The sequence below is a fragment of the Lientehia hominis genome (assembly GCF_021044755.1).
In the GTDB taxonomy this organism is placed as follows: domain Bacteria; phylum Bacillota; class Clostridia; order Lachnospirales; family Lachnospiraceae; genus Lientehia; species Lientehia hominis.
This window is the reverse complement of record NZ_JAJNOR010000004.1, coordinates 326,977-350,405: the sequence shown is the minus strand read 5'-3', so window position 1 is coordinate 350,405 and position 23,429 is coordinate 326,977. Positions and strand designations below refer to the sequence as shown.

At 48.1% G+C, this 23,429-nt stretch carries 31 protein-coding genes and 1 tRNA gene; 5 read left to right on the top strand and 27 right to left on the bottom strand.

Features of this window, described 5'->3' with window-relative positions:
* Positions 1-132 precede the first annotated feature (132 nt).
* Positions 133-339 carry a hypothetical protein gene (locus tag LQE92_RS08460; RefSeq protein WP_231062536.1) on the top strand — a complete coding sequence of 69 codons (207 nt, stop codon included), beginning with the start codon at positions 133-135 and terminating at the stop codon, positions 337-339.
* A 186-nt stretch (positions 340-525) separates the two neighbouring features.
* On the opposite strand, the gene LQE92_RS08455 is transcribed toward LQE92_RS08460, so the two are convergent.
* A tRNA-Leu gene (locus LQE92_RS08455) sits at positions 526-608 on the bottom strand.
* A 161-nt stretch (positions 609-769) separates the two neighbouring features.
* On the opposite strand from LQE92_RS08455, the gene LQE92_RS08450 reads away from it, so the two are divergent.
* From LQE92_RS08450 to LQE92_RS08440, 3 genes are all read left to right on the top strand, one after another.
* Positions 770-1,174, top strand: coding sequence for a DUF3783 domain-containing protein (locus LQE92_RS08450; protein WP_231062535.1), 405 nt, complete (start codon positions 770-772; stop codon positions 1,172-1,174).
* Positions 1,175-1,437: 263 nt separating this feature from the next.
* Complete coding sequence (locus tag LQE92_RS08445; RefSeq protein WP_231062534.1) at positions 1,438-1,962, top strand: hypothetical protein; 525 nt, start codon at positions 1,438-1,440, stop codon at positions 1,960-1,962.
* A 54-nt stretch (positions 1,963-2,016) separates the two neighbouring features.
* Positions 2,017-3,699, top strand: coding sequence for a carbon starvation CstA family protein (locus LQE92_RS08440; RefSeq protein ID WP_231062533.1), 1,683 nt, complete (start codon positions 2,017-2,019; stop codon positions 3,697-3,699).
* A 70-nt stretch (positions 3,700-3,769) separates the two neighbouring features.
* Here the strand turns inward: LQE92_RS08440 and yaaA are convergent, their stop codons facing one another.
* The 17 genes from yaaA to LQE92_RS08355 all read right to left on the bottom strand — a co-directional run bounded on the left by yaaA (position 3,770) and on the right by LQE92_RS08355 (position 15,457).
* Positions 3,770-4,549, bottom strand: coding sequence for a peroxide stress protein YaaA (gene yaaA / locus LQE92_RS08435; protein WP_231062532.1), 780 nt, complete (start codon positions 4,547-4,549; stop codon positions 3,770-3,772).
* Positions 4,550-4,553: 4 nt separating this feature from the next.
* Complete coding sequence (gene pgeF / locus LQE92_RS08430) at positions 4,554-5,465, bottom strand: peptidoglycan editing factor PgeF (RefSeq protein ID WP_231062531.1); 912 nt, start codon at positions 5,463-5,465, stop codon at positions 4,554-4,556.
* A gap of 14 nt (positions 5,466-5,479) precedes the next feature.
* Entirely contained in the window at positions 5,480-5,830 is a 351-nt protein-coding gene (locus tag LQE92_RS08425) for a YraN family protein (RefSeq protein ID WP_231062530.1), read from the bottom strand.
* 39 nt (positions 5,831-5,869) lie between these two features.
* Complete coding sequence (locus LQE92_RS08420) at positions 5,870-6,628, bottom strand: ribonuclease HII (RefSeq protein WP_231062529.1); 759 nt, start codon at positions 6,626-6,628, stop codon at positions 5,870-5,872.
* A 24-nt stretch (positions 6,629-6,652) separates the two neighbouring features.
* Positions 6,653-7,294, bottom strand: a complete 642-nt coding sequence (gene lepB, locus LQE92_RS08415) for a signal peptidase I (protein ID WP_147596447.1) — start codon at positions 7,292-7,294, stop codon at positions 6,653-6,655.
* A 13-nt stretch (positions 7,295-7,307) separates the two neighbouring features.
* Positions 7,308-8,159, bottom strand: coding sequence for a ribosome biogenesis GTPase YlqF (gene ylqF / locus LQE92_RS08410; RefSeq protein ID WP_231062528.1), 852 nt, complete (start codon positions 8,157-8,159; stop codon positions 7,308-7,310).
* 52 nt (positions 8,160-8,211) lie between these two features.
* A complete protein-coding gene (lepB, locus tag LQE92_RS08405; protein ID WP_231062527.1) occupies positions 8,212-8,772 on the bottom strand; it encodes a signal peptidase I in 561 nt (186 codons plus the stop codon).
* A 127-nt stretch (positions 8,773-8,899) separates the two neighbouring features.
* The gene (gene rplS, locus LQE92_RS08400; RefSeq protein ID WP_147596450.1) at positions 8,900-9,247 is read right to left on the bottom strand and encodes a 50S ribosomal protein L19; all 348 of its coding nucleotides are present in this window, start codon (positions 9,245-9,247) and stop codon (positions 8,900-8,902) included.
* Positions 9,248-9,334: 87 nt separating this feature from the next.
* On the bottom strand, positions 9,335-10,075 hold the full coding sequence (gene trmD / locus LQE92_RS08395; RefSeq protein ID WP_231062526.1) for a tRNA (guanosine(37)-N1)-methyltransferase TrmD: 741 nt from the start codon (positions 10,073-10,075) through the stop codon (positions 9,335-9,337).
* A gap of 29 nt (positions 10,076-10,104) precedes the next feature.
* Positions 10,105-10,617, bottom strand: a complete 513-nt coding sequence (gene rimM, locus LQE92_RS08390; protein ID WP_231062525.1) for a ribosome maturation factor RimM — start codon at positions 10,615-10,617, stop codon at positions 10,105-10,107.
* A gap of 108 nt (positions 10,618-10,725) precedes the next feature.
* Complete coding sequence (locus tag LQE92_RS08385) at positions 10,726-10,953, bottom strand: KH domain-containing protein (RefSeq protein ID WP_231062524.1); 228 nt, start codon at positions 10,951-10,953, stop codon at positions 10,726-10,728.
* Between the two features lie 20 nt (positions 10,954-10,973).
* A complete protein-coding gene (gene rpsP, locus LQE92_RS08380; RefSeq protein ID WP_147596455.1) occupies positions 10,974-11,219 on the bottom strand; it encodes a 30S ribosomal protein S16 in 246 nt (81 codons plus the stop codon).
* A gap of 33 nt (positions 11,220-11,252) precedes the next feature.
* On the bottom strand, positions 11,253-12,590 hold the full coding sequence (ffh, locus tag LQE92_RS08375) for a signal recognition particle protein (protein ID WP_231062523.1): 1,338 nt from the start codon (positions 12,588-12,590) through the stop codon (positions 11,253-11,255).
* 42 nt (positions 12,591-12,632) lie between these two features.
* A complete protein-coding gene (ylxM, locus tag LQE92_RS08370; RefSeq protein ID WP_231062522.1) occupies positions 12,633-12,974 on the bottom strand; it encodes a YlxM family DNA-binding protein in 342 nt (113 codons plus the stop codon).
* 266 nt (positions 12,975-13,240) lie between these two features.
* Complete coding sequence (locus LQE92_RS08365) at positions 13,241-13,561, bottom strand: sporulation initiation factor Spo0A C-terminal domain-containing protein (protein ID WP_231062521.1); 321 nt, start codon at positions 13,559-13,561, stop codon at positions 13,241-13,243.
* A gap of 164 nt (positions 13,562-13,725) precedes the next feature.
* On the bottom strand, positions 13,726-15,093 hold the full coding sequence (locus LQE92_RS08360; protein WP_231062520.1) for a M56 family metallopeptidase: 1,368 nt from the start codon (positions 15,091-15,093) through the stop codon (positions 13,726-13,728).
* On the bottom strand, positions 15,071-15,457 hold the full coding sequence (locus LQE92_RS08355; RefSeq protein WP_231062519.1) for a BlaI/MecI/CopY family transcriptional regulator: 387 nt from the start codon (positions 15,455-15,457) through the stop codon (positions 15,071-15,073). Before LQE92_RS08355 ends, LQE92_RS08360 begins: the two co-directional genes overlap by 23 nt.
* A gap of 248 nt (positions 15,458-15,705) precedes the next feature.
* Here LQE92_RS08355 and LQE92_RS08350 point away from each other — a divergent pair, with 248 nt between their 5' ends.
* The gene (locus LQE92_RS08350; protein WP_231062518.1) at positions 15,706-15,954 is read left to right on the top strand and encodes a helix-turn-helix domain-containing protein; all 249 of its coding nucleotides are present in this window, start codon (positions 15,706-15,708) and stop codon (positions 15,952-15,954) included.
* Between the two features lie 121 nt (positions 15,955-16,075).
* On the opposite strand, the gene LQE92_RS08345 is transcribed toward LQE92_RS08350, so the two are convergent.
* From LQE92_RS08345 to spo0A, 9 genes are all read right to left on the bottom strand, one after another.
* Positions 16,076-16,672, bottom strand: a complete 597-nt coding sequence (locus LQE92_RS08345) for a thiamine phosphate synthase (protein WP_231062517.1) — start codon at positions 16,670-16,672, stop codon at positions 16,076-16,078.
* A gap of 28 nt (positions 16,673-16,700) precedes the next feature.
* Positions 16,701-17,852, bottom strand: a complete 1,152-nt coding sequence (gene thiH / locus LQE92_RS08340) for a 2-iminoacetate synthase ThiH (protein WP_231062608.1) — start codon at positions 17,850-17,852, stop codon at positions 16,701-16,703.
* 118 nt (positions 17,853-17,970) lie between these two features.
* Entirely contained in the window at positions 17,971-18,738 is a 768-nt protein-coding gene (locus LQE92_RS08335; RefSeq protein ID WP_231062516.1) for a thiazole synthase, read from the bottom strand.
* 43 nt (positions 18,739-18,781) lie between these two features.
* Positions 18,782-19,429: a sulfur carrier protein ThiS adenylyltransferase ThiF gene (gene thiF, locus LQE92_RS08330; RefSeq protein ID WP_231062515.1), complete on the bottom strand. Its 648-nt coding sequence runs from the start codon at positions 19,427-19,429 to the stop codon at positions 18,782-18,784.
* A gap of 5 nt (positions 19,430-19,434) precedes the next feature.
* On the bottom strand, positions 19,435-19,632 hold the full coding sequence (gene thiS / locus LQE92_RS08325) for a sulfur carrier protein ThiS (RefSeq protein WP_231062514.1): 198 nt from the start codon (positions 19,630-19,632) through the stop codon (positions 19,435-19,437).
* A gap of 157 nt (positions 19,633-19,789) precedes the next feature.
* Complete coding sequence (locus LQE92_RS08320; protein ID WP_231062513.1) at positions 19,790-20,308, bottom strand: CarD family transcriptional regulator; 519 nt, start codon at positions 20,306-20,308, stop codon at positions 19,790-19,792.
* A 160-nt stretch (positions 20,309-20,468) separates the two neighbouring features.
* A complete protein-coding gene (locus LQE92_RS08315; RefSeq protein WP_231062607.1) occupies positions 20,469-20,909 on the bottom strand; it encodes an HD domain-containing protein in 441 nt (146 codons plus the stop codon).
* A gap of 118 nt (positions 20,910-21,027) precedes the next feature.
* Positions 21,028-22,464: a glycogen synthase GlgA gene (gene glgA / locus LQE92_RS08310; RefSeq protein ID WP_231062512.1), complete on the bottom strand. Its 1,437-nt coding sequence runs from the start codon at positions 22,462-22,464 to the stop codon at positions 21,028-21,030.
* 150 nt (positions 22,465-22,614) lie between these two features.
* The gene (spo0A, locus tag LQE92_RS08305) at positions 22,615-23,409 is read right to left on the bottom strand and encodes a sporulation transcription factor Spo0A (protein WP_231062511.1); all 795 of its coding nucleotides are present in this window, start codon (positions 23,407-23,409) and stop codon (positions 22,615-22,617) included.
* Positions 23,410-23,429: the final 20 nt, after the last annotated feature.

Below are 23,429 nucleotides of genomic sequence, written 5' to 3'. Positions count from 1 at the left end.
GCCCTACATGCCAAAGTAAAACAAGGCTCAAAATAAGGGAGATACCGAGCTAAAAAACTTCCCGTTATTCTGCCGAAGTATAAGCAAGTAACCTTAATAGCCAGACGCAAAGATGCAGAGCCGACAGCACGCTTGAAATATAGCAACTGCCGGCTTTTCTCTTTTGGACAGAAGTTTTATTATGCCGTTTACCACTATGCAGACATTAATTTCCTGTCGACATGTGAGCGGTACTGCCGGAGCGGAGATAAAGCGGCCACGGCATCGCCAGCGAACCGAAATCGTGACGGTCTGGAACTTCTGCCGGTGCTGAACTGGAGCTTGATCAGAGCTTTCTAGAAATGATTCCAAAAAGTGTTTTATTAAATGATCCTTTGGTGCAGGAAGTCATACGGCAATAAAAAACGGTATCACACTATTTCTAGTACGATACCACTTTTTGCAAACTATCGCCATTAAGTTAGTTTTCTTATAATACTTCCTTATCGGCAGCCATCTAAATGGGAAAACTGTTTTCCTTTAAAATGCGGATGGTGGGACTTGAACCCACACGAGGTCGCCCCCGTCAGATTTTGAGTCTGATGCGTCTGCCATTCCGCCACATCCGCGTGACTTTTCAAGCCGAGATTTATTGTAGCATATCCCCATTTATTATGCAAGTATTTTTTCAGCGGTCCCCCGTTGACGGCCGGGATTTTCATTGTTAAAATGAAAGACAGAATCTAGAAAAACGAATCTGACGATTCCTGACAAGCAGAAAGGAACCCCTATGAATCCTACAGAAACGGTACTCTTATATAATTTTTCTGGCAGCGGTATCGGACAAAAGCTTAAATCTGTCCTCTTACAGATGCGCGTCCGCATCAAACTTGTGGAGCCGGACCAATATCTGGAACCCATTGGCTGGCTGGCCGGAATCAAAGCTATCCCTCCTTCAGGAGAAGTCTATAAAGGCAGCGGCTTCCAGGAACAGATGCTGATCATGCGCGGTTTCACCGGAAGCAGGATCGATGAGCTTTTGCAGCTCCTTCGCCGTCATGGAATCCCCTCTATCCCTCTGAAGGCTGTGGTCACCGAACATAACCAGTACTGGAATTCTCTCGAACTCCATGGAGAATTACAAAAGGAACACGCGGCTATGCAGGCCCGTTCCGGACAATCTGATGACAACTGAAATATTGCTGTACATTTGCCGGCTGCCATAAAGCAGCCGGTCATTTATATTTTCCTTTGTATTTTCCTTATGTTTGAATGAAATTCATCTGCTATAGCTTCTGATTATATCTGCAATATCATATTCTTATATGTTCTCAGCACAATTTTCTTCACTTTTTCTTGTATTTCCGGACTAAAAATGATATGATTTTATGGAATTTTTATAATTTCTTTATATTTGCAACATACTTAAGCGTTTTTTAGAAAGGGCTCTGTTTCGCTATGATGAAAGATGATGAGTTCACCCGCCGGCTTCGTTCCTATTATGAAGCCAATTATGATTTAGCGGAAGATCATACCTTCGGCAATATGTCCTATGATCTGTACGCCTCTTTTTCCATGAGCAATTCCCGCTATGTTCTGGTCAAGCGTGCGCAGCTTTGGCGCTCCGAATGTAAAGAGCATGTATTCTTTATCCGCCGGGAACACATCTCACCGGAACTGATATCAGCATTCCGGGAACAGCTGATCTCCCATATCGAGCCAGATCTGGTGCGGGAGGGAAAGACCTGTCCGCCCAAGGATCATATGTATACATACGTAACGGTCATCTTCATTGAAGAATGTGGGGGTTCCGAAAAAACAAAAAAAGCGGTCCGGCATTTGAAATTTCACAAAAATTATCGGTTTTCCATCCGCGGCTTCTGCCAGCTCCGCACTGTCGGGTTCGATCTGTCCACAAAAAAAGTATACGGAAACCCGGCTGCAAGGGATCTGGTCAAAGAATATAAAAAGATCTTCAAATGATCTTTTTGTAGAATAAAATCCATTCATAACATAAGAACAAGGGAGGAAAAAATAATGAGTGGTATAGCAATTTTAGGTATTGCCATTGCAGTCTTTCTGATTGCTTATGTAACCTATGGTTCATGGCTGGCAAAGCAATGGGGCGTGGATCCGTCAAGGAAGACCCCCGCCCATACAGAAGAAGACGGTGTCGATTTTGTGCCGGCCAAGGCTCCGGTCCTTTTGGGACATCACTTCTCTTCCATCGCCGGGGCGGGTCCCATAAACGGCCCTATCCAGGCTGCAATTTTCGGCTGGGTCCCCGTACTGTTATGGATCGTCATCGGTGGTATCTTTTTTGGAGCTGTACAGGATTTCTCATCTCTGTTTGCTTCCATCCGTCATAAAGGAAAATCTCTTGGCGAAGTAATTGAAGAAAACATCAGTACCAAGGCAAAAGTCTGTTTCACTGTATTTGCGTGGCTGGTCCTGATTCTGGTCGTGGCCGCCTTTGCGGATATTGTCGCAGGTACCTTCGCCGGTGTGGCCGCTGATTCCGCGGACGCCGCTGCCGTATCTGCCGCCAATGCCAACGGCTCTGTGGCTACAGCCTCCATGCTGTTTATACCGCTGGCCGTCATGTTCGGATTCATGAACCGGAAAAATCTGAATCTGCTGATCTCAACTGTCATCGGCGTAGTCCTTTTGGCCGTCTGTATCGTGGCCGGCCTCAACTTTCCGCTCCATGTGTCCAAAAATGTATGGCTGTTCATCGTATTCGCTTATATTTTTGTCGCGTCTGTGGCTCCCGTGTGGATTCTCCTGCAGCCCAGGGATTATCTGAACAGCTTCTTACTGTACTTCATGATCATTGCCGCCATCATCGGCATTTTCGGCACCAACCCCAATGTACAGCTGAGCGCGTTCACCGGATGGAATATCAACGGGCAGACTCTGTTCCCCTTCTTATTCATCACGGTAGCCTGCGGCGCCGTATCCGGCTTCCACAGCCTTATCAGTTCTGGCACTACCTCTAAGCAGATCAACAGTGAAAAAGATGCCAAACTCATCGGTTATGGTTCCATGCTTATCGAATGTGTCCTGGCCGTGATCGCACTGGTTGCTGTCGGCTATCTGACCGCCGACGGCGCATATACGAGCATCGGCACCCCGCCGAAGGTATTCGCCACCGCCATCAGTACCTTCTTCGCGAACATGGGTATGGGAGACAAGGCAGTGAGCACCGTACACACCATCATCCTGCTGGCCATCTCCGCTTTTGCCCTCACTTCCCTGGATACGGCCACCAGGCTCGGCCGCTTCCTCTTCCAGGAGCTCTTTGCCACTAAAAAAGACGGAAGCAAAAATATCCTCGGGAACATGTATGTGGCGACCATTATCACAATTGCCGCCGCCGGGCTTCTGACCATCGCCGGATACAGCAAAATCTGGGCATTGTTCGGCGCCTGTAATCAGCTGGTGGCTGTACCTGCGTTTTTGGCCGTGGCCTGCTGGCTTAAAAAAATCGGCAGAAACCACAAAATGTTTTATTTCCCGATGTTCTTCATGCTTGCAGCAACCTTGTCCTCTCTGGTCATCACCTTCGTAAACAACGTAAAGAAGCTGGTTGACGGAACCGGGACATTCCTGGTAGAAGGGCTTCAGGATATTCTGGTAGTACCAATCGTCGTACTGGCCATCATAATGGTAATCGATGGTTTCAAAGTCCTTTTTGGAAAGACTAAACAACAGGCGTAAAACACCGTATACAAAAAAGTGTCTCCGCGGAATCGTTCCCGGAGGCACTTTTTAATATAAAATATAATTTTCATATATATTTCCCTTTTAAGAACACATAACAGTCTTCCTCCGACATTTCCCTGCTGAAATGATAGCCCAGACCGTCAAATCCCTTCATCTCCTCCGGATTCTCCACTTGATTTTCCGCAAGAAAACGGACCATTTCCCCTCTGGCCATTTTCACCTGTGTTCCTGTTTCCACTATCCTGTTTCCGCGTCCTTCCCCAAACCGGCAGGTGAGAACACGGATTCTCCCAGACCGGCCGGAAATCCGGCTTCCCTCCGCCAGATATTCCGTAATGCAGCGGCTGTATTCCCGCGAGGCCAGATTCAAGATCAGATCGGTCTCCTTGGAAACCTCTTCAAAAAGCTTTCTGCCCCAAAACTCATAGAGGTTCTTCTTTCCTGAAACCTCTGCTCTTGCCTGCATTTCCAAACGGTAGGGCACTACGCCGTCCAAAGGCTTCAGAACTCCGTAAAATCCGGAAAGGATCCGCAGGCGCTCCTGGATGTATTTCCAACTCTCCGATTCAAAAACGGCTGGGGCCATATACTGATACTGGATTCCCTCATACGCAAGGAGCGCCGGTGTCAGGCGGCGTTTTAAGTCCATTGTTTGAAACCGCCTGTAATTGAGCTCAGCAATCTTGTCATTACAGCACCAGAGTTTTTTTGCCTCCTGAAAAGACAGCGACCTCATATACCGGCGGAGTATATCCGCCTCTTCCAGAAATACAGGACAGCCGCAAATCTCCAGACTGTCCATGTCTTCTTTCATTTTTTTAGCAGGTGAAATCATAATCTTCATATTGTCATTCCAGGCAAAGAAACGCCGCCAGGTTTCCCCGTCTGCCCCCGGACGCCCTGTGGGAAAATAAAAGCTCCTGATTGCAGCAGGTACATATATCCGTTACGGCAAGATGCTCCGGTAAAATACCGGAATCCAGCAGGATCAGACGGTTCGCCTCCCATAAATCCAGTTTGAATTTGCCGTCCGGCTTTTCATCCAGCAGCCGTTCATCCGCCAGCTCTCCGAAAGACTTCCGAAATTCCTCCGCCACATCCAGGCTCACCTCATAGCAGCTTCGGCAGATGCTGGGACCTACACAGGCCAGTACCTCCTCTGGCCGGCTGCCGTAAGCTTCCCGCATCTTCTCCAGAGTATGGCGGCCCATCCGGTCTTTTGTCCCCCTCCAGCCGGAATGAGAAAGACCGATGGCCCTGTTGACCGGATCGACAAAGTATAAGGGCACACAGTCCGCATAAAAAGTGACCAGCGGAAGTCCGCGCACGTTCGTTATCAGCCCATCCACATCTGAATAGGGAAGCGGGCGGATAATGCCGTTTCCCGCATCGGCCTCTGTCGCCACTCTGACATTCGTCGTATGAGTCTGCTGAGACAAAACCATCCGCTCCATGGGCATTTCCAGGGCCTCCGCCATGCGCCGGTAATTCTCCATTACCTTCTGCCTGGCGTCTCCCCGATGAAATCCCAGGTTCATAGATGCACAAGCCCCCTCGCTGACTCCTCCCAAACGGGTGGAAAAGCCATGTTTCACAAGCCCTGATTTTTCCAGCAAAGGAAAGCTTAAAAACGGAATCCCATCCCGTGTACGGCACCGAATCTCCTGTTCCTTCTCTCCGGCTTTCCTGTTCCACGATATCGTCTTTTCTTTCTTCACCCTTCCAGCAGCCGTCTGCTCTGAAGATGTTCCGCACATCATCCCGCACTCCTTTCCTAATATGTCCAAAAGGCGTCTTCGATAATTCGGATCTGTTCCCCTTCCATGGACACCACATCAAACCGGCAGGGGACCGACAGTCCATACCCACGGCTCTTCATATAAAATTCCGCTGTTTTTCTTATGACCGTCTGTTTCCTCACGTCCACGGCCTCCTCTGGATATCCCGTCCCAGCGTCTTTTCTGTACTTGACCTCAATGAACACCAGATAGCCCCTGTGTCTGGCTATGATATCAATCTCTCCCAGCCGGCAGCGGAAATTTCTTTCTAGTATCCGATAACCGGAACTGCACAATATCCTGGCCGCCAGTTCCTCATACTTGACTCCGATCTGCCGACGGTTCAAATGCCCACTCCTTTTTGGTATTCTTATCCCCGGCGCCGATCACAGCAGATTCTTCAGGAAGCTCCTCCTGTGTATGGGCGTCATTCCATATTTCCGGACGGCGGCAATATGTTCCGCCGAACCGTAGCCCTTGTGACCGGCAAAACCATATTCCGGATAAAGCTTGTCATATTCCCGCATCATCCTGTCCCTGCTCACCTTCGCGATGATGCTGGCGGCCGCTATGGACAGGCTCTTTGCGTCTCCTTTGATAATCGGCACCTGCCGCACAGACCCGGGAAGGCCGGGAATCGTGACCGCATCATTGAGACTCACATCCGGACAGGGCAAGAGCTCCGAGACCGCCTCCCTCATTGCTTCATAAGTCGCCTGAAGAATGTTGATCTCATCGATTCTTCCCGGCCCTACGATACCAATTCCCACGCTTACCGCCTGGTCCATGATCTCATCATACAACATCTCCCTTTTCTTTTCGGAAAGCTTCTTCGAATCGTTGACATAAAGAATTTTACAGTCCTCCGGAAGGATCACCGCAGCAGCAGCCACCGGCCCCGCCAGCGGTCCCCGTCCGGCCTCATCAATTCCGCAGATGACTCCAAACCTCCTGTACTTCCGTTCATATGACAGCATGGAATCCAGCCGGTCATATTCTGCCTGCAGGAGCATCTGCTTTTTTTCCGCGGATTCCGCCAGCTTCCTGACGCCGGCTCTCTCATCCTTCTTATAAAACGCAAGCAATGCGGGTAAATCCGCATTGCCTGCCTGTTCAATCTGTATTTTTATCTCTTGTATGGTCATATAGTTCTCCTACTGTATATCACGCTACCGATGGCTGATAAATCCAATCTTATTAAGAGGCCAGATACGCAGCCATGCCTTGCCCACGATCTGGCTCCGCTTCACATTGGCTACCGCAGGATCCCTGCTGTCGGAGCTGTCATTCCGATTGTCGCCCATGACAAAATATTCATCTTCTCCGAGGGTGATGGGCTGTGCCGCTCTTTTCGCGTCCTGGATGGGTTCCAGGCCGTAATCCTCTTCCAGTATCTCACCGTTGATATAAATATCGCTGCCGATGATCTGCACTGTTTCGCCGGGCAGGCCGATCACACGTTTGATATAAAAGGTGTCCTTTTTATGGGTGAACCGAAAGACTACAATGTCAAACCTCTCCGGTTCATGAAACCGGTAGCTGAGCTTCTCAAGGATAAGATTGTCGCCGTCACTAAGCGTATCATACATAGAATTGCCTGATACCCTCGTCCGCTGCCCGACAAAAGTAATGATCAAAAATGTGATGCCAAAAACGATCGCCGCGTAAATCAGCAGATTTATAATATCCCGCAGCACATTCTTTTCTTCCTTCTTTGCCTTCCGCTTTTCTTCTCTTTCTTTTTCCTGGTCAAGGGCTTTCAGGGTCTCTTCAAGCTTCTCGTCTTCCCAGTCCTGTCTGTTCTCTTCCATAATGGATACCTGCCTAATCTGGAAGCTCGAGGGTAATCCTGCCCAGTCTTCCGCTTCTGAAATCTTCGATTACCATCCTAGCCGCTTTCCCGTAGTCCAGCTCACTGCCTTTAAGAAGGCAGTTCCGCAGCCTTGCCACTTCTGCCATGATCTCCGCCGGCCCTTTTCCGTATACTTCCTCCGGAAGCTGGTAGCGTTCCCTGAGCGCCTCCGGATATCGCACGCTCAAATAATCCAGAAGCCTCATGGAGAGCTCATCGGTATTCAGGATATCGTCTTTAATGGATCCCAGCATCGCCAGCTTGATCCCAACCTCCTGGTCCTCAAACTTCGGCCACAGGATACCCGGCGTATCCAAGAGCTCCACATCCTTGCTGAGGCGTATCCACTGATTCCCTCTTGTGACTCCCGGTCTATTTCCGGTCTTGGCACAGGCCCGCCCGGCGTACGAATTGATGAACGTAGACTTGCCCACATTGGGGATTCCCACCACCATGGCTCTGACCGGACGATTCTTAATGCCTCTGCGCCGGTCTCTCTCTATCTTTTCCCTGCACGCGGAAAGAATGGCTGCCTGAATGGGTTTCATATCAGCCCGTCTCCTGGCATCCACCTGAACCACAGTGCATCCTTTATCCTCAAAATATGTCTCCCACACCTTGTTGGCGCGGGTATCCGCCAAATCTGCCTTATTCAGGATGATCAGACGGGCTTTCTGACGCCCCAGCTCATCGATATCCGGATTCCGGCTGGATAAGGGGGCCCTCGCATCCAAAAGCTCAATCACCAAGTCCACAAGCTTTATATCTTCCTTCATGGCGCGCCTGGCTTTTGTCATATGTCCTGGATACCACTGAACCTGCATATTATTTCCTCTGTCCTATCTGTTTATTTCCGGAAGCCTTCCTTTAAAGTCTTCATTTTATGAATCCAAACCGGCTGAACGGAGACATCCTGAGCCAGAGTTTTCCTCTGATCTGACTGATGTGGACATTCCCCACATTTGCAAAACGGCTGTCCTCGCTGGTTTCCGGATTGTCTCCCAGGACAAAATACTCGTCCTTCTTAAGCTCTACGGCAGTCTCAGCCAATCCCGGCAGCGCGATGGCTCCCACCTTTTCTCCCAGCTCTGCCTCTTCTCCATTGACATACAGCTTTCCGCCCTGAATCTGTACGGTCTCTCCCGGGAGCCCCACGATACGCTTGATATATGTCTTCGTGTCATCCCCCATGTTCTGAAAAGCCACCACGTCCATCCGCTTCGGCTTTGTGAAATTATACCACAGTTTATCCAGTAAAACAACATCTCCGGTCTGCAGGGTCGGCTCCATGGAGCGTCCCGACATGGTAATCTTCGTCCCAAACATCATCACGACAAATAAAGCCAGTGTGATCACTGCCACGATGTCCACGCCCCAGCTCAAAAGCGTTTTCAGCCTGCCCTGCCCCGCTCCATTATCCTGATAGTACGAACGCAATACAAAATCCCTCCGTGCGTTTTTCTGCAAAACTCCCATGAGAAATAATCATTCCGGAAAACCAGGAAAAGGGACAAGATACGAAAGTATTTGTCCCCTCAAAGTCCCATGATGATATTATTTCCGATCAGCGAACCAGCTCTTTAACCTTGGCTGCCTTACCTACTCTGTCTCTTAAGTAGAACAGTTTAGCCCTTCTTACTTTACCTCTTCTGATAACTTCAATTTTCTCTACGAAAGGAGAATGTACCGGCCATGTTTTCTCTACGCCGATACCGTTGGAATTCTTTCTCACGGTAAAGGTTTCTTTTGAACCGCCGTTCTGCCTCTTGATAACGGTTCCCTCAAAAACCTGGATTCTCTCGCGGGCGCCCTCTTTGATCTTATTGTATACCTTTACGGTATCGCCTACGCGAAAAGCATCTACAGACTCTTTCATCTGGCCTGCCTCAATGGATCTGATAATGTCGTTCATTTGCGACCTCCTTATGATTGTTGGATGTTCTTAATACGCGTCGGTAACAGAGGACCATCTCTTATCTTTCACAACTGTTGCATTTTATCATATTTTCGCCTGAAAATCAAGCGTTTTCAGAAGCTCTTTTTCTTTTTCGCTCAAATCTGCGAAAGGCAGCAGATCCGGCCGGAATTTCGCCGTGCGGATCACGGACTGCTCTCTGCGCCATTTATCTACGTTTCCATGGTGGCCGGAAAGCAGCACTTCCGGCACTCTCTTTTCCATGAACACTTCCGGCCTGGTATATTGGGGGTATTCCAGAAGACTGTCGTGGAACGTCTCAAACTCCGCCGATACATCGTTGCTCAGGACTCCGGGCACCAGCCTGGAAATGCAGTCGATCATGACCATAGCAGGCAGCTCTCCTCCCGTCAGCACATAATCTCCGATGGAAACGTAATCGGTAACAATAAGCTCCAGCACCCGTTCGTCTATGCCTTCATAATGGCCGCATAAAAATACCAGATCCTCTTCCATCGCATATTCCTCCGCCAGAGACTGGCTGAATACCTGTCCCTGGGGCGTAAGATAGATTACCCTCGGCCGCTTCCCAAGCCTGTCCGAAAGGGCCTGATAGGCGCCATATACCGGACCCGGCTGCATCACCATGCCGGCTCCGCCTCCATATGGATAATCATCCACCCGCATATGCTTGTTTTCCGCATAATCCCGGATATCAATGGCCTCAATATGCAGAAGTCCCTTTTCTTCGGCCCTCCCGATAATGCTGGTGTGCAGGCCGTCCAAGACCATCTGGGGAAACAGTGTCAATACGTGATAATTCATGGTATTTCTCCTACATTTCTAATTATGGCTTATAAATCCAGAAGTCCATCCATCACATGAACCGTGATCTCGCCCTTTTCCAGATCCACATTGAGGACACACTCATCGATCACGGGAAGCAGCAGTTCCTTTCCGTTCTCCATCGTCACCTCATAGACGTCATTGGCTCCCGTCTGCAGCACATCCTTAAGAACTCCCAGTGTACCACCTTCGTCGGTCACCACGGGCAGGCCGATGAGATCAGCGATAAAGTATTCCCCTTCCTGCAAAGGAACCGCGTTCTCCCTCGTCACCCAAAGCTCCGCGCCTTTATATTTTTCCACATCATTGATGTCGTCAATCCCCTTGAACTTTAGAATCACGAACTGCTTGAAAAATTTAACGTGTTCAATCTCCAGCTCCCTGGTTTCCCGCTCCGCCTCCAGAATCACCTGCCTTAACGTCAGAAAGCGTGACGCGTCATCCGTCGTGGGAAACACCTTCACCTCACCGCGGATTCCATGGGTGGATGAAATCACTCCTACCCGAAACCTTGATACCATAATTCCCTCCTGAATATTGGGCAGCAGACACAGCACAGGATGCCTTTATCCTGAAAATACCAACGGCCGCCTCAGAATAATCTGCGGCAGCCGCTTCTGTCTGCTTCTTTACTGAATTTCCAGAACTGCTTTTTTGTCTTCTCTGGAGGCCGCCGCTTTCACCACACAGCGGATCGCTTTCGCGATTCTGCCCTGCTTGCCGATCACCTTGCCCATATCGGACGGGTCAACGGTCAGCTCAAGTACGGTTTCCTTGTCGTCTTCCTTTTCCACAACGGAAACGGAGTCCGGATTATCCACCAGAGCTTTCGCAATCACTTCTACTAATTCTTTCATCGCCATACCTCCAGTACGGATTATTTCTCAATACCGGCGATCTTCAGAAGCTTTGCAACTGTATCCGTAGGCTGTGCGCCCGTGGATAACCACTTCTTTGCTAACTCCTCGTCGATTTTGATTACGCTGGGGTCCTTAGTAGGGTCATAGTATCCGATTTCCTCAATAAATCTGCCATCTCTGGGAGATCTGGAATCTGCAACGATCACTCTATAAAAAGGTGCCTTTTTCTGACCCATTCTCTTTAATCTCATCTTTACTGCCATGTGAATTCACCTCCTTGGAATCGTATTGATTTATTAAAAAGGAAGTTTAAACCTGCCTTTTTTTCCTGCTTTTCCCATCATGCCTGACATCTGCTTCATCATCTTCCTGCTCTGTTCATGCTGCTTCATGAGCCGGTTGACTTCCGCGATATCCACGCCGGCTCCGGCCGCGATTCTCTTTTTTCTGGAAGGATTTATGATGTCCGGGTTGGACCGCTCCGCCGGCGTCATGGAATAGATAATGGATTTCGTCCTGTCCATAGCCGATTCGTCGATATCCACATTCTTCATCTTGCTCCCCATGCCGGGAAGCATGTTCAGCATATCGCCGATGCCGCCCATCTTCTTGATCTGATCCAGCTGCTCCAGATAGTCGTTGAAGTCAAACTCCGCCTTCTTCATCTTCTGTTCCAGCTTCTTCGCCTGACTTTCATCAAACTGGGCTTCTGCCTTTTCGATCAGGGTCAGCACATCTCCCATGCCCAGAATCCTGGAAGCCATCCGGTCCGGATAAAACTGCTCCAGATCCGAAAGCTTCTCTCCCATGCCCACATACAAGATCGGCTTGCCGGTCACTGCCCGGATGGAAAGGGCAGCCCCGCCTCTGGTATCACCATCCAGCTTTGTAACGATAACGCCGTCAATGCCGACCTTATCCTGGAACATGCTGGCCGCATTCACCGCGTCCTGTCCGGTCATGGCGTCCACCACCAGGACCGTCTGGTCCACCTGGACGTTTTCCTTTATCTCCTGAAGCTCTGCCATCATGTCTTCATCTATATGGAGACGTCCGGCTGTATCCAAAATCACTATATTGTTATTGTTCTTCTCTGCGTGCTCAATGGCAGCCCTTGCGATATTGACAGGATTATGCCTGTCGCCCATGGAAAACACCGGCACGCCCTGTTTTTCCCCATTCACCTGGAGCTGCTTCACCGCGGCCGGGCGGTAAACATCACACGCCACTAAGAGAGGTCTCTTGCCTTTTTCTTTCATCTTTCCGGCAATCTTCGCCGAGGTCGTGGTCTTGCCCGCGCCCTGAAGCCCCACCATCATGATGACCGTCATGGCGCTTCCGGCATTCAATTTGAGCTCCGTAGTTTCAGAGCCCATAAGGGATACCATTTCCTCATTTACGATCTTGATCACCATCTGGCCCGGCGTCAGGCTGTTAAGCACATCCTGTCCGACCGCCCTGGCTTCTACGGATCTAATGAACTGTTTTACCACCTTAAAGCTGACATCGGCCTCCAAAAGAGCCATCTTGACCTCTTTAAGAGCCGCCTTGACATCGGCCTCGCTCAAACGCCCCTTGCCGCGCAGCTTCTTGAATACATTCTGCAATTTGTCGGATAAGCTTTCAAAAGCCATTTGTTCCCTCCGCTGCTGTCTAATCCCATCTATGTTCTGACTTCACAGCCGGCTGATTTCTTCTGATATCTCTTCAATCTTAAAAATCAGTGCTCTGTCCTCTGTCTTCCGGTATTCCTGGGCCAGACTGTGAATCTCTTTTACCTTTTCCCGGGTTTTCAGGAATTTCTCCACCAGTCCCAGCTTCTCTTCATATTCTTGTAAAATGCGGCTGCATCGTTTGATCAGATCATGAACGCCCTGTCTGGATATCCCCCGCTCCTCTGCCGCTTCACTGAACGACAGATCATTGAAGACGACATCTTCATAGACCCGTTTCTGGTGCTCTGTCAGGAGCTCTCCGTAAAAATCATATAAAAGCGTCTGCTCTACAATCTTTTCCATGATCTCCCTCGTCCGGCGGCCAAATATTCACGCGGATGCACATAACCCATCCAGAATCTGTCACCTTGTCTATCATACAAGAAGCGTTCCGTTCTGTCAAGTGTTTTTTCTTGACAGCAAAAAAATCAGTTCAAGTAAGACATCTTTAACCAGAATTTCTATATATATCTTGACAAAAGCAGGCAGGGAGATTATATATGATATCATCTCCCTGCCTGCTTCATTCCCCTGCGTTTCTCTTTGCACTGCGGCATTAAAGGCGCCGTTCATTCATTTGTGATGCAATCCGCCAAAGCTTCGATCAGCTCACGGGGATATATGAAAAACTCATGTTTCCCTCCCAAATGCTTTTCCAGCATCTTGATCCCTCCGCGCATTTGAAAAACGTCTCGAACCGTTCTCAGATTTTTCTCCAGGTTCTGGAGCTTTATCCCTTGTTCTTCTGCTACCGGAAGATACACTCTCTTCCTGATCTCACATAATCTCGTTTCATCCTCCACTACTCGTTTGACACAGGAAACGAGACACGGATAACCCTTATAGCTTTTCAAATAATGGACTTCCATCAATACCTCTTCCAAAGTCATTTTGTCCATCTCCCTCGTAGATCAAACATTTCCTTATCTTATGTAGGCTGCCAATTCCATAAATCCTTAAATCTATTTCATATGAAAACAAAAGGTAGTATTGTTTTAGTATTTAGTCATGTTTCCTGAAAGAAAAAGCGGCCAACCGCCTTTTCACATACCTGTTACTCTGCCGCATACAAAAGCTTTACTGTAATTTCAGAGCTCGCCCGGTTTTCCACAAACACACAGTATCCGCCGGTATAGTTAATATCAAAGGTATGTGCTACAGCACCCATACCAGAAACCTGCCTTCTCGTACCATCCGGCTCAATAATTCCTAGGTTTATAAATTTATTTGTAGGTGATATGATTGTAGATGCTACAATCTTCTTTCCTTTTGTCACCCAGAACGGTCCCGTCCTATAGCCGGTGTCTCCGGGAATGGTCCAGTCCATGTAAGTTCTCGTATATGCAGGCACTTCAATCTCGACTATACCGATATCCGTTCCCGGAGGTATTACCGTCTCTACGTCATCCGTAGCATCTGTTTCGGCAAGCTTATTCAAAGTCGTATCCGTCAGAGCATCATACCCTTCCAGCACACCTTCGCCCGCGGCTAGCGCCGTCACAGAGCTGGCACCGACAAAGCAAACGGTCAGTAACGCCACCACCACCTTTCTCAGTTCCTTTGATGCGTGATAATGTCTCATTCTCACCATCCTCCTTTTGATCCCCTTTTTGTTTTCATATAAATGCATGGTAAACAACAACGATTCATTGGACTTCACCCTGGCGTTCTCCAGGATCGTATCAAAATACTCTTCATAAGTACAAATGGCCATCTCTCCATAACAGGCATCCCGGTCACAGTATGTCTCATTCCAGCCGTTGATATCATCCATTAGGAGTTTAAACGAATAATTAAACCAGTGGACCTTGGATATCCAGAACAAAAACTGTTTCCAGAATAAATCCCGGTGCTTTACATGCATCAGCTCATGCTCCAGGATTATCCTCAGCTTCTTTTCGTCGTACTTCTGTTCCGGCAGAAGAATCACCGGCTTCCGTACTCCCATAACCACAGGAACACTGCACTGAGAATTAAGCCGGACCGCTACGCTTTGTTTCAGCGCCAGTCTCTTCTCAATCTCATCTTTTATCCGGTTTATCTTCAAATCCGCGGGAACAGAACAACTCACAAATAATCTCAGATTATGTTTCTGCATGACATACCGGGCAATCCCAACACAAAATCCCATCAGCCAAATCAGAAACGCGGCGCCAATACTATAAAGCAGAATTGGAGTTATAACCTTTGTATACGTATATGTGTTATCCGCAACCTGCATTTCTGAAAAATAAATATACAGATATATGACCGGAACCAGGTAAAAGATTATCACCAGCTTTCCGGAAAATACAATCCAGCGAAACTGTTTCTTTCTCTCCATGACAAGCTCCAGCAGCTTCCAGAAAAAATAGGAAACCGTTCCAGTCAGGGAAGTCAGAAACACGCCGAAAAACCAACTACTCAGAATCGTCCACGCCATTCAAAAAATCCTTTAGTTCCTGAATATCTTCATCTGTCAAAGCCTCATCGTGCAATGATGTAACAAAGTTTTTCAGAAAACCCTTTCCCCAGAAGTTAGAAAACTTGTTCATCACCTGCTTCTGATACACCCCCTCCTCTACCAGCGGCGTATAGATATACGTCTTTCCACCGGTCCGTGTCATCTCCAGATACCCTTTCTGAACCAGTATCTTCAAATAAGTAGATACCGTCGTCCTGGCCCATTCCCGCCCATATCTCTCTGCCGCGGCCTTTGTGACCTCCGGCGCCTGGACAGGCCGGCCAGCGTCCCAGATTATTTTCATAATAATCAGTTCCGCATCTGATAACTCGTTAAAATTCATGTTCCCCTCATCTCATCGTCTATTTTCTTAGTTGTTCATATACCATATATTACTATATTTAGTAATTAAATGCAAGATATTTCAACTGGAAAGTTGAAAAAAGTCTTTTATTTTACAGCTACTATTATACAGTATAATCCTATTAATAATAAGAAAAAAATTATTAATAGTGTGTTCAAGAATTTCTTATTCTTAAATAAACTATAAATAAAGGGTTTCCAATTGTTACCAAGAAAGGATTTAGTGCATTGTCTCAGCCAAAGTCTCCTAAAATCTGCAATTTCAGCTATTACCGTACTCTATCCCTGAATTTGAAATATTATCGGAACCGTCTGGAGCTTACACAGGAGCAAACCGCCGCAAAAGCAGAAATCTCCGTCAAATATCTGTCTCAGATCGAATCCTCATCTTTCAACTATCCGCCCACCCTTGAGGTTCTTTTTGATCTGGCAAACGCGCTGGGGGTAGAACCCTTCCAGCTATTCAGAGAATTATAGAAGAACCATTATAGAAAATAAGATTATTACATAAACAGGGTAAGGTCACATACGGACCTTACCCTGTTGCGCGTCACTTGGCTTCTACCATCTTCTCTGCATTCGTAAAATAGTCTATCGCTCATGCCTTCATATACCCTGACATAATACAGATACCTTCCGCTCCCGTCTCCGTGACGGCAGAAAGCTTTGTTCTGTCCATCCCGCCAATCCCATAAACGGGGCATCTCCTGTTTGCCGCCTTCACCACGTCTGCCAAGAAGAAAAGACCTCTGGGCGGCACTCCTTTTTTACAGTCCGTCGAAAACACATGGCCGGCCGTCAGATAATCTGCCCCCAGACGCACCGCTCGTTCCGCTTCCGAAACGCTGTGGACAGAAACACCCGTCATATCAAACAAACTTTTAATCTCATACCACTCCCCCGAATCCTGCATCTTTTCAAGTGATGGAAGGGAAAGATGAATCTTCCAGTGCCCCAGTCGCTCCGCCGCATGGGGATAAGTATGAAGGATGCACTCGGTCTGATACTCACGGCACAAAAGAATAACCTGCCTGGCCAGAGCCTCATACTCTGCTTCTGAAAGATCCTTTTCCCGGAGGATCACCATATCCGGTTTCGGAAGAGCTGCCTCATCCGGCAGATTTAAGATCCGTTCCAGCTGAGCCATAAGAGATCCTCTGCACAGACTCCGGTCCGTGACCGCGATGAATTTCATATCAGCTCCTCCTTTTTTGTATGGCAGGTCAGAGATATACATAGTCATTCATCACCGGCTCCAGCCCCTGTTCCCGGATTGCGGCACATACCTCGTCCACATTTCTGATATCTGCGATCTCGAACTGGTCGTCACCCTGTTCCTCTTCCTCCCCATGGCTGCCTACGCCGGTGCTGACACCTGCGGAAATCTTTGTCGCAGCCAATCCTATCACATGGTCGCGGAAGCCCGCCCGTTCTCTGGTGGAAATCGTCATGCCTGCATAAGGCATGAACAAGCGGTACGCACACATCACCTGCAGAAGCTGCGGCTCATGGACATCCTTCGGATTGATCTTATCGTTGTTGATGATAGGCCGCAGTCTGGGACAGGAGAAAGAAATCTCCGCGTGGGGATACTTTCTCTGCAGCAGCCATGCATGCATTCCTGTAGCGAATGCATCCTTCCGGAAATCATCCAGACCGAGAAGCGCCGCAAAAGCAACTCCCCGCATCCCTCCCCTCAGCGCCCGTTCCTGAGCATTGATCCGATACGGAAATACTCGTTTATGTCCAGAAATATGCAGCGTCTCATATTTGTCAGAATTATAAGTTTCCTGGAACACGGTCACATAATCCACGCCGCATTTGTGAAGATAAGCGTATTCGTCGGAGTTCATCGGATATACCTCGATCCCGACCATTTTAAAATACTTTTTAGCCAGCCGGCATGCCTCCCCGATATAATGGACATCGGACATGTGACGGCTCTCCCCTGTCAGAATGAGGATTTCCTCCAATCCTGTTTCCGCGATCGCTTTAAGCTCCTTTTCTATGCCGGCTTCGTCCAGCTTCGCCCTTCGGATTTTATTGTGACAATTGAAACCGCAGTATATACAAAAATTTTCGCAGTAATTGGCTATATAAAGAGGGGTGAACAGATACACGGAGCTTCCAAAATGCTTTCTGGTCTCTTTCTGCGCCCTGGCCGCCATCTGTTCCAGGAATGGACCGGCTGCCGGAGAAAGAAGCGCCCCAAAATCCTCTGGGCTCAGATTCTCCTTCTCCAGCACCCGCTTCACGTCCTGCTCTGTACAGGAATCATAATCATAAGCGTTCATCCTGCTTATGACCTCATCCATCACCTCCGGAGAAATCTGTTCCATGCCTTCCATATATTCCATATGATTCGTCCGTTCCATATTCAGATAGCGTTCCAATTCAATCTCCGGAATGAACTGGTTGCTTTCCTCCGCGTTATTCTGAGCCATACCGGCCGCATTCTCTGCTTTTTTCTCCATGTTTCTTTAGCCTCCCGTCTTAGTCTCTCAAAAATCCGGTCAGAGGCGAGGAGGCGTCTCCGCCCCTTCCAAGGATTCTGCCCGGTCCCGCTAAGTACGCCTCTCTGCCTGCCTCAATGGCCTTCTTAAAAGCTCCTGCCATGACCTTTATGTCTCCCGCCGTCGCCACTGCCGTATTCGCCATGATTGCAGATACTCCCATTTCCATTGCCTCACATGCCTGGGAAGGGCGTCCGATTCCCGCGTCCACGATAATGGGAAGCTCTATCTCGTCCACAAGTATTTGGATAAAATCCTTCGTACAGAGCCCCTTATTGGAACCGATTGGCGCCGCCAAAGGCATGATGGAAGCAGCTCCGGCATTCACAAGCGCCCTTGCTGCATACAGATCCGGATACATATAAGGCATCACAACAAAGCCTTCCTCTGACAGAATCTCCGTCGCTTTGATCGTCTCTTGATTATCGGGAAGCAGATATTTGGAATCATGGATCACCTCGATCTTTATAAAGTCTCCGCACCCCAATTCTCTGGCCAGGCGGGCGATCCGGACAGCCTCCTCCGCGTTCCTCGCTCCGGAAGTATTAGGCAGAAGAGTCACCCCTTTCGGAATATAATCCAGTATACTGGCGGTCTCGCTGTTCGCCCGGCGGACAGCCAATGTGATGATTTCTGCACCGGCACACTCCACGGCTGCCTTAACCAGGTCCAGATTATATTTTCCAGAACCCAGGATAAACCTGGATGAAAACTCATGTCCGCCGATTACTAATTTGTCCTCTTTCATGTTTATCTCCTTTTCCTGCTGTACAATATATTGTCTTTTTTACTCACGGCATCTGTTCTCCAAGAATCAAGCGGACTGCCATATTCGCCTGCTGACCCGCGCAGATGTTCACCCTGGGAGCCATAAGCCCGATTCCGTCCGCAATATCCGTCTCCCCATCTCCGCACAGATACAGACGTCTCATCACCTTTTTTGCCTGGATTTCATTTCCGCTTCCATAACCAGCCATGCCGGAGCCAGATATCACCACCGTGTCCGGACATTTCTCTAAAAGTGTATTCACAAGCATAGCCTTTTCTTCTGGACGGTCAAAGGCCTCACAGACGATCGGGCATTCCTCAAATAACGTTCCGGCATTTTTTCTGTCCACACGCACCGTATGAATCTTTACATCCAAATAAGGATTGATGCCCTTTATGATCTGAGAAAGAGCCTTCGTTTTTTCCATGCCCAAGTGTGATATCCCATATGCCTGCCGGTTCAAATTGCTCACATCCACACGGTCGAAATCCACTAAGCGAAGATGTCCCACGCAGCTCCTTGCAAGCATGACGGCAATATGGGAACCGAGTCCGCCCAGACCGGCGATGCCAACTGTGGCGTCCCTAAGTCTGTCCCTCACATTTTCAGGAAACCGGCTGTCCACAGCCGCCGCAATTTCTTCTCTTGTCAGCTTTTCCGCCGCCCTCATCGTTTTCAGCCCCCGCCCACAAAACTGACTATCTCCACCTCATCGTTATCCCTTAGGACTGTATCGTCATATTCTGATTTGGGTACGATCTTCCCATTCCGTTCCACTGCCACTTTTTCCTGCTTGTATCCGGATTCAGAAAGGTAAGACGAAAGAGACTTTCCTTCTGCCTGGTCCGCAAACTCGCCGTTAATGATAATCACACCATATTCCTCCTTTCTGATAGAACAAAAAAGACACACGAAAGGCTACACCCGTGGTGGTGTACCCCTTCGTGCGCCCGTCCTGCGTTCACACTCTATGAATGATTATACTGATTTTTCTATATCTGTCAAGTCTCTCATCCAGCGCCGGCTTTTCTTATTCTTCTATCACCGATACTGCTGCCTTATTGATTCTCTCCCGGATAAACTTTTCCACTTTGTCCGGCGTGAGATGCAGAGGGATACTGATCTCTCCATACAGATTATCCTCCGCCAGCTTCATATACTTTTCATCTATATAAGTAATCTTTTTTCCTTCCAGCCGTCTGCTCTTTTTTCGCAGATAAATAGTCTTGATGATCTTTACCCATTCTCTACATTCATATCTCCTGGCAACCTCTCTGTATTCTTCTTCCCGCTTCTTTTCATTGGAGATCCACATCGTCTCTATGGAAGGGATTTCGTCAAGCAGTGCTTCCACCTCTTCCTCAGATGAGACCCTTCTCAGCACCAGTTTGTCACTGTCTACCGGGACAAAGATCCGGCTGCCTTTGGAATAGACCGGCTCCAGCTGATAATACAGAATATCTTTTTTCAGCTCCGGCATCTCGGCAATGCCCAATACTTTGCACACTCCATTATGGTCACAGACAATATATTCTCCCACTTGAAACATTCGACAGCCTCCCTTTCCATGAATTTCCAACTGATTTAATATCATTATACCACCAGATGACATTCTTCGTAAGGGAAATCAAAGAAATACCGGGATTTTTGTGAAAAATGCAGACATTACCGTGTCTGCCCGTTGTGCAGATTTCCGACAGTCTGTAATGCTATGCGTGTACGGCCCGCAGCACCGCCTGCTTCACTCTGCCGTACATTTCACTGACCCCGCAGAATTTATCCGCGTAGACGATCACCAGACCCTCCCGGCTTTTGGGAGGCACCGGGGTCAGAGGCCACATATGCCGCAATATGATGTTCTGCTCATGGGGAGTGATATCAAAATACTTTTTCGCGTTTTCCATCGCCACCCTGGGATGGGTAAAGCCATGAATATGGTTCTTTTCCGTATGCCAGTCATAGAGAAACAGGTCGTGAAGAAGGCCTGCTCTGGCTGCCGACACATAGTCCCAGGAATATCTCCTACAGATACGATAGCTCAGATAGGAAACCTGAATACAGTGTGCCTTTGTCGTGGTATTCCCATGTTGAATATACCGGTCCATGGACTGAAATACCGGAGCTGCCATGATATCCGACACGCATTCCATGTATTTATCATCCCATTCGTACGCTTCCTTTTCCAGCCATGAAGTATCTTGTACCCACTCTCTGGCAAGCTCCTTGTCTTCTCCCCGGAGCACAAAAGACTGGGGATTTTCTGATTTCTTATAAGACACTGTATAACTCCTCATATTTTTGGGCGGAACTGGTCCAGGAAAAATCTTTCGCCATCCCTCTGTCAATGATTTTATTCCATTCTCTCTTTTTATTATAATAAGTGTTTTTCGCGTACATGATACTGCCCAACATCTCGTGGGCATTATAATTCGCAAAGGAAAAGCCGGTGCCGGTACTGTCGTATTCATTGTAGGGCTCCACCGTATCCTTAAGCCCGCCGGTCTCCCTGACGATGGGCACTGTTCCGTAGCGCAGGCTGATGATCTGGCTCAGGCCGCAGGGTTCAAATAAGCTGGGCATCAAGAAAGCGTCACATGCCGCATATACCTTATGGGACATTGTCTCCGAATAATAGATATTCGCGGATACGCTGTCATGATATTTCCAGTCATAATGGCGGAACATATTTTCATATTTCTCATCGCCGGTCCCAAGGATGACAAACTGCAGATCCTCCGTGCAGATCTGATCCATCACGGCCTGGACCAGATCCAGACCTTTCTGATCCGTAAGTCTGGAAACAATGCCGATCATAAACTTTTTCGGATTCACTTCCATGCCCAGCTCTCGCTGGAGACCTGTCTTATTCTTTCCTTTTTCCTTGCGGAATGTCCTCGCGTCATAATTTTGGTAGATGAAAGGATCTGCTGCCGGATCGTATTCTTCGTAATCAATTCCGTTCAGGATGCCCCACAGATCATGGGAACGCGCCCGCATCAGTCCATCCAGGCCTTCACCATAGAAAGGCATCTTCACTTCCTGCGCATAGGTGTTGCTGACCGTCGTGACCTTGTCGGCATAGACAATTCCGCCCTTCAGCATGTTGCCGTTGCTGTAGGATTCCAGCTTATCCGGCGTGAAATAATAGTCAGAGAGCTCTGAGATCCGCTGTATCACATCCACACTCCACACTCCCTGGAATTTCAGGTTATGAATGGTCATCACAGACTTAATATCTCTGTAGAATGGATTGGCGCGGAATTTATCCTTCAGATGTACCGGTATCAGACCAGTCTGCCAGTCGTGGCAATGGACCACATCCGGCTTAAAATCCAGCACGGGCAGTGCCGACAACACAGCCTTGCTGTAAAAAGCGAATTTCTCCAGATCAAAATACTGATCCGTGTAAGGCTTGGCACCGCTGAAGTACCATTCATTGTCCACGAAATAAAAGGGGATTCCCTCATGCTCTATCTTAAAAAGCCCTACGTATCTGTCCTGCCACATATAGTCCATGTAAAAATTAGTCAGATATTCTGCCTGCTCCTTGTACCGTGCAGGAATGCACTCGTAATAGGGGAGCATCACCCGGACATCATATTTCTCTTTGTCAAAATATTTGGGCAGAGAGCCTACAACGTCCGCCAAACCGCCTGTTTTAATAAAAGGCACACCTTCCGATGCAACGAATAATATTTTCTTCACTCTGCTACCTCCAGAATATCACTTTCCCCAACAATAAAATCCTGTATTTCATTATACTAGATTCCACGGAATTTTGGAAGCAGTATTTCTGAATTACGCCGACATAAGTCTGCCGGAAATGCAAAGACCCTCCTGAAAGAGGGCCTTTACTCATTTGTTCTTATATTCCAGACGGATCTTATCGGCGATCAGAGCCACAAATTCGGAATTTGTCGGCTTTCCCTTTCCCGTATTGATGGTGTAGCCAAAAAGAGAATCAATGGTATCCATCTTACCTCTGTTCCATGCTACTTCGATGGCATGCCGGATGGCGCGTTCCACTCTGCTGGGCGTCGTCTGATGCATCTTCGCGACCGTAGGATAAAGCATCTTAGTAATGGAATTCAGCATTTCCATGTCGGAAACTGACAGAATGATGGCATCTCTTAAATAACCATATCCTTTGATATGTGCCGGAACCCCGATCTCGTGTATCAGATTTGTCACATCGGTTTCCAGATTTCTTTCAATGTACTGTTCCTGACTTTCATATGGTACGATCTTCCTGGTCTCCGCACCTCTGCGGCGTCCCATCCCGATATGCTTCATCCGGTTCAATACCATGTCCGAATCAAAGGGTTTCATAATATAATAAGATGCCCCCAGCTGAAAGGCATCTTCCGTAATTCTCTCCTGCCCAATGGCAGTGATCACGATGAATTCCGGCCTTTTCTTCAGAGACGGGTCTTTACCGACCTTTTCCATTACGGATAAACCGTCAAGCTTCGGCATGATAATGTCGAGCAGCATAATATCCGGTTCTTTCTCTTTGATCAGTTCATAAGCTTCTTCTCCATTGTTCGCTTTTCCTATCACTTCAAATTCATCATCACGACTGATGATGTTATCTAAAAGTTGTAAGATTCTTTCGTTGTCGTCAGCAATTGCTACCTGTAGTTTTGCCATTTTTCATCCTCCTTTTCCGT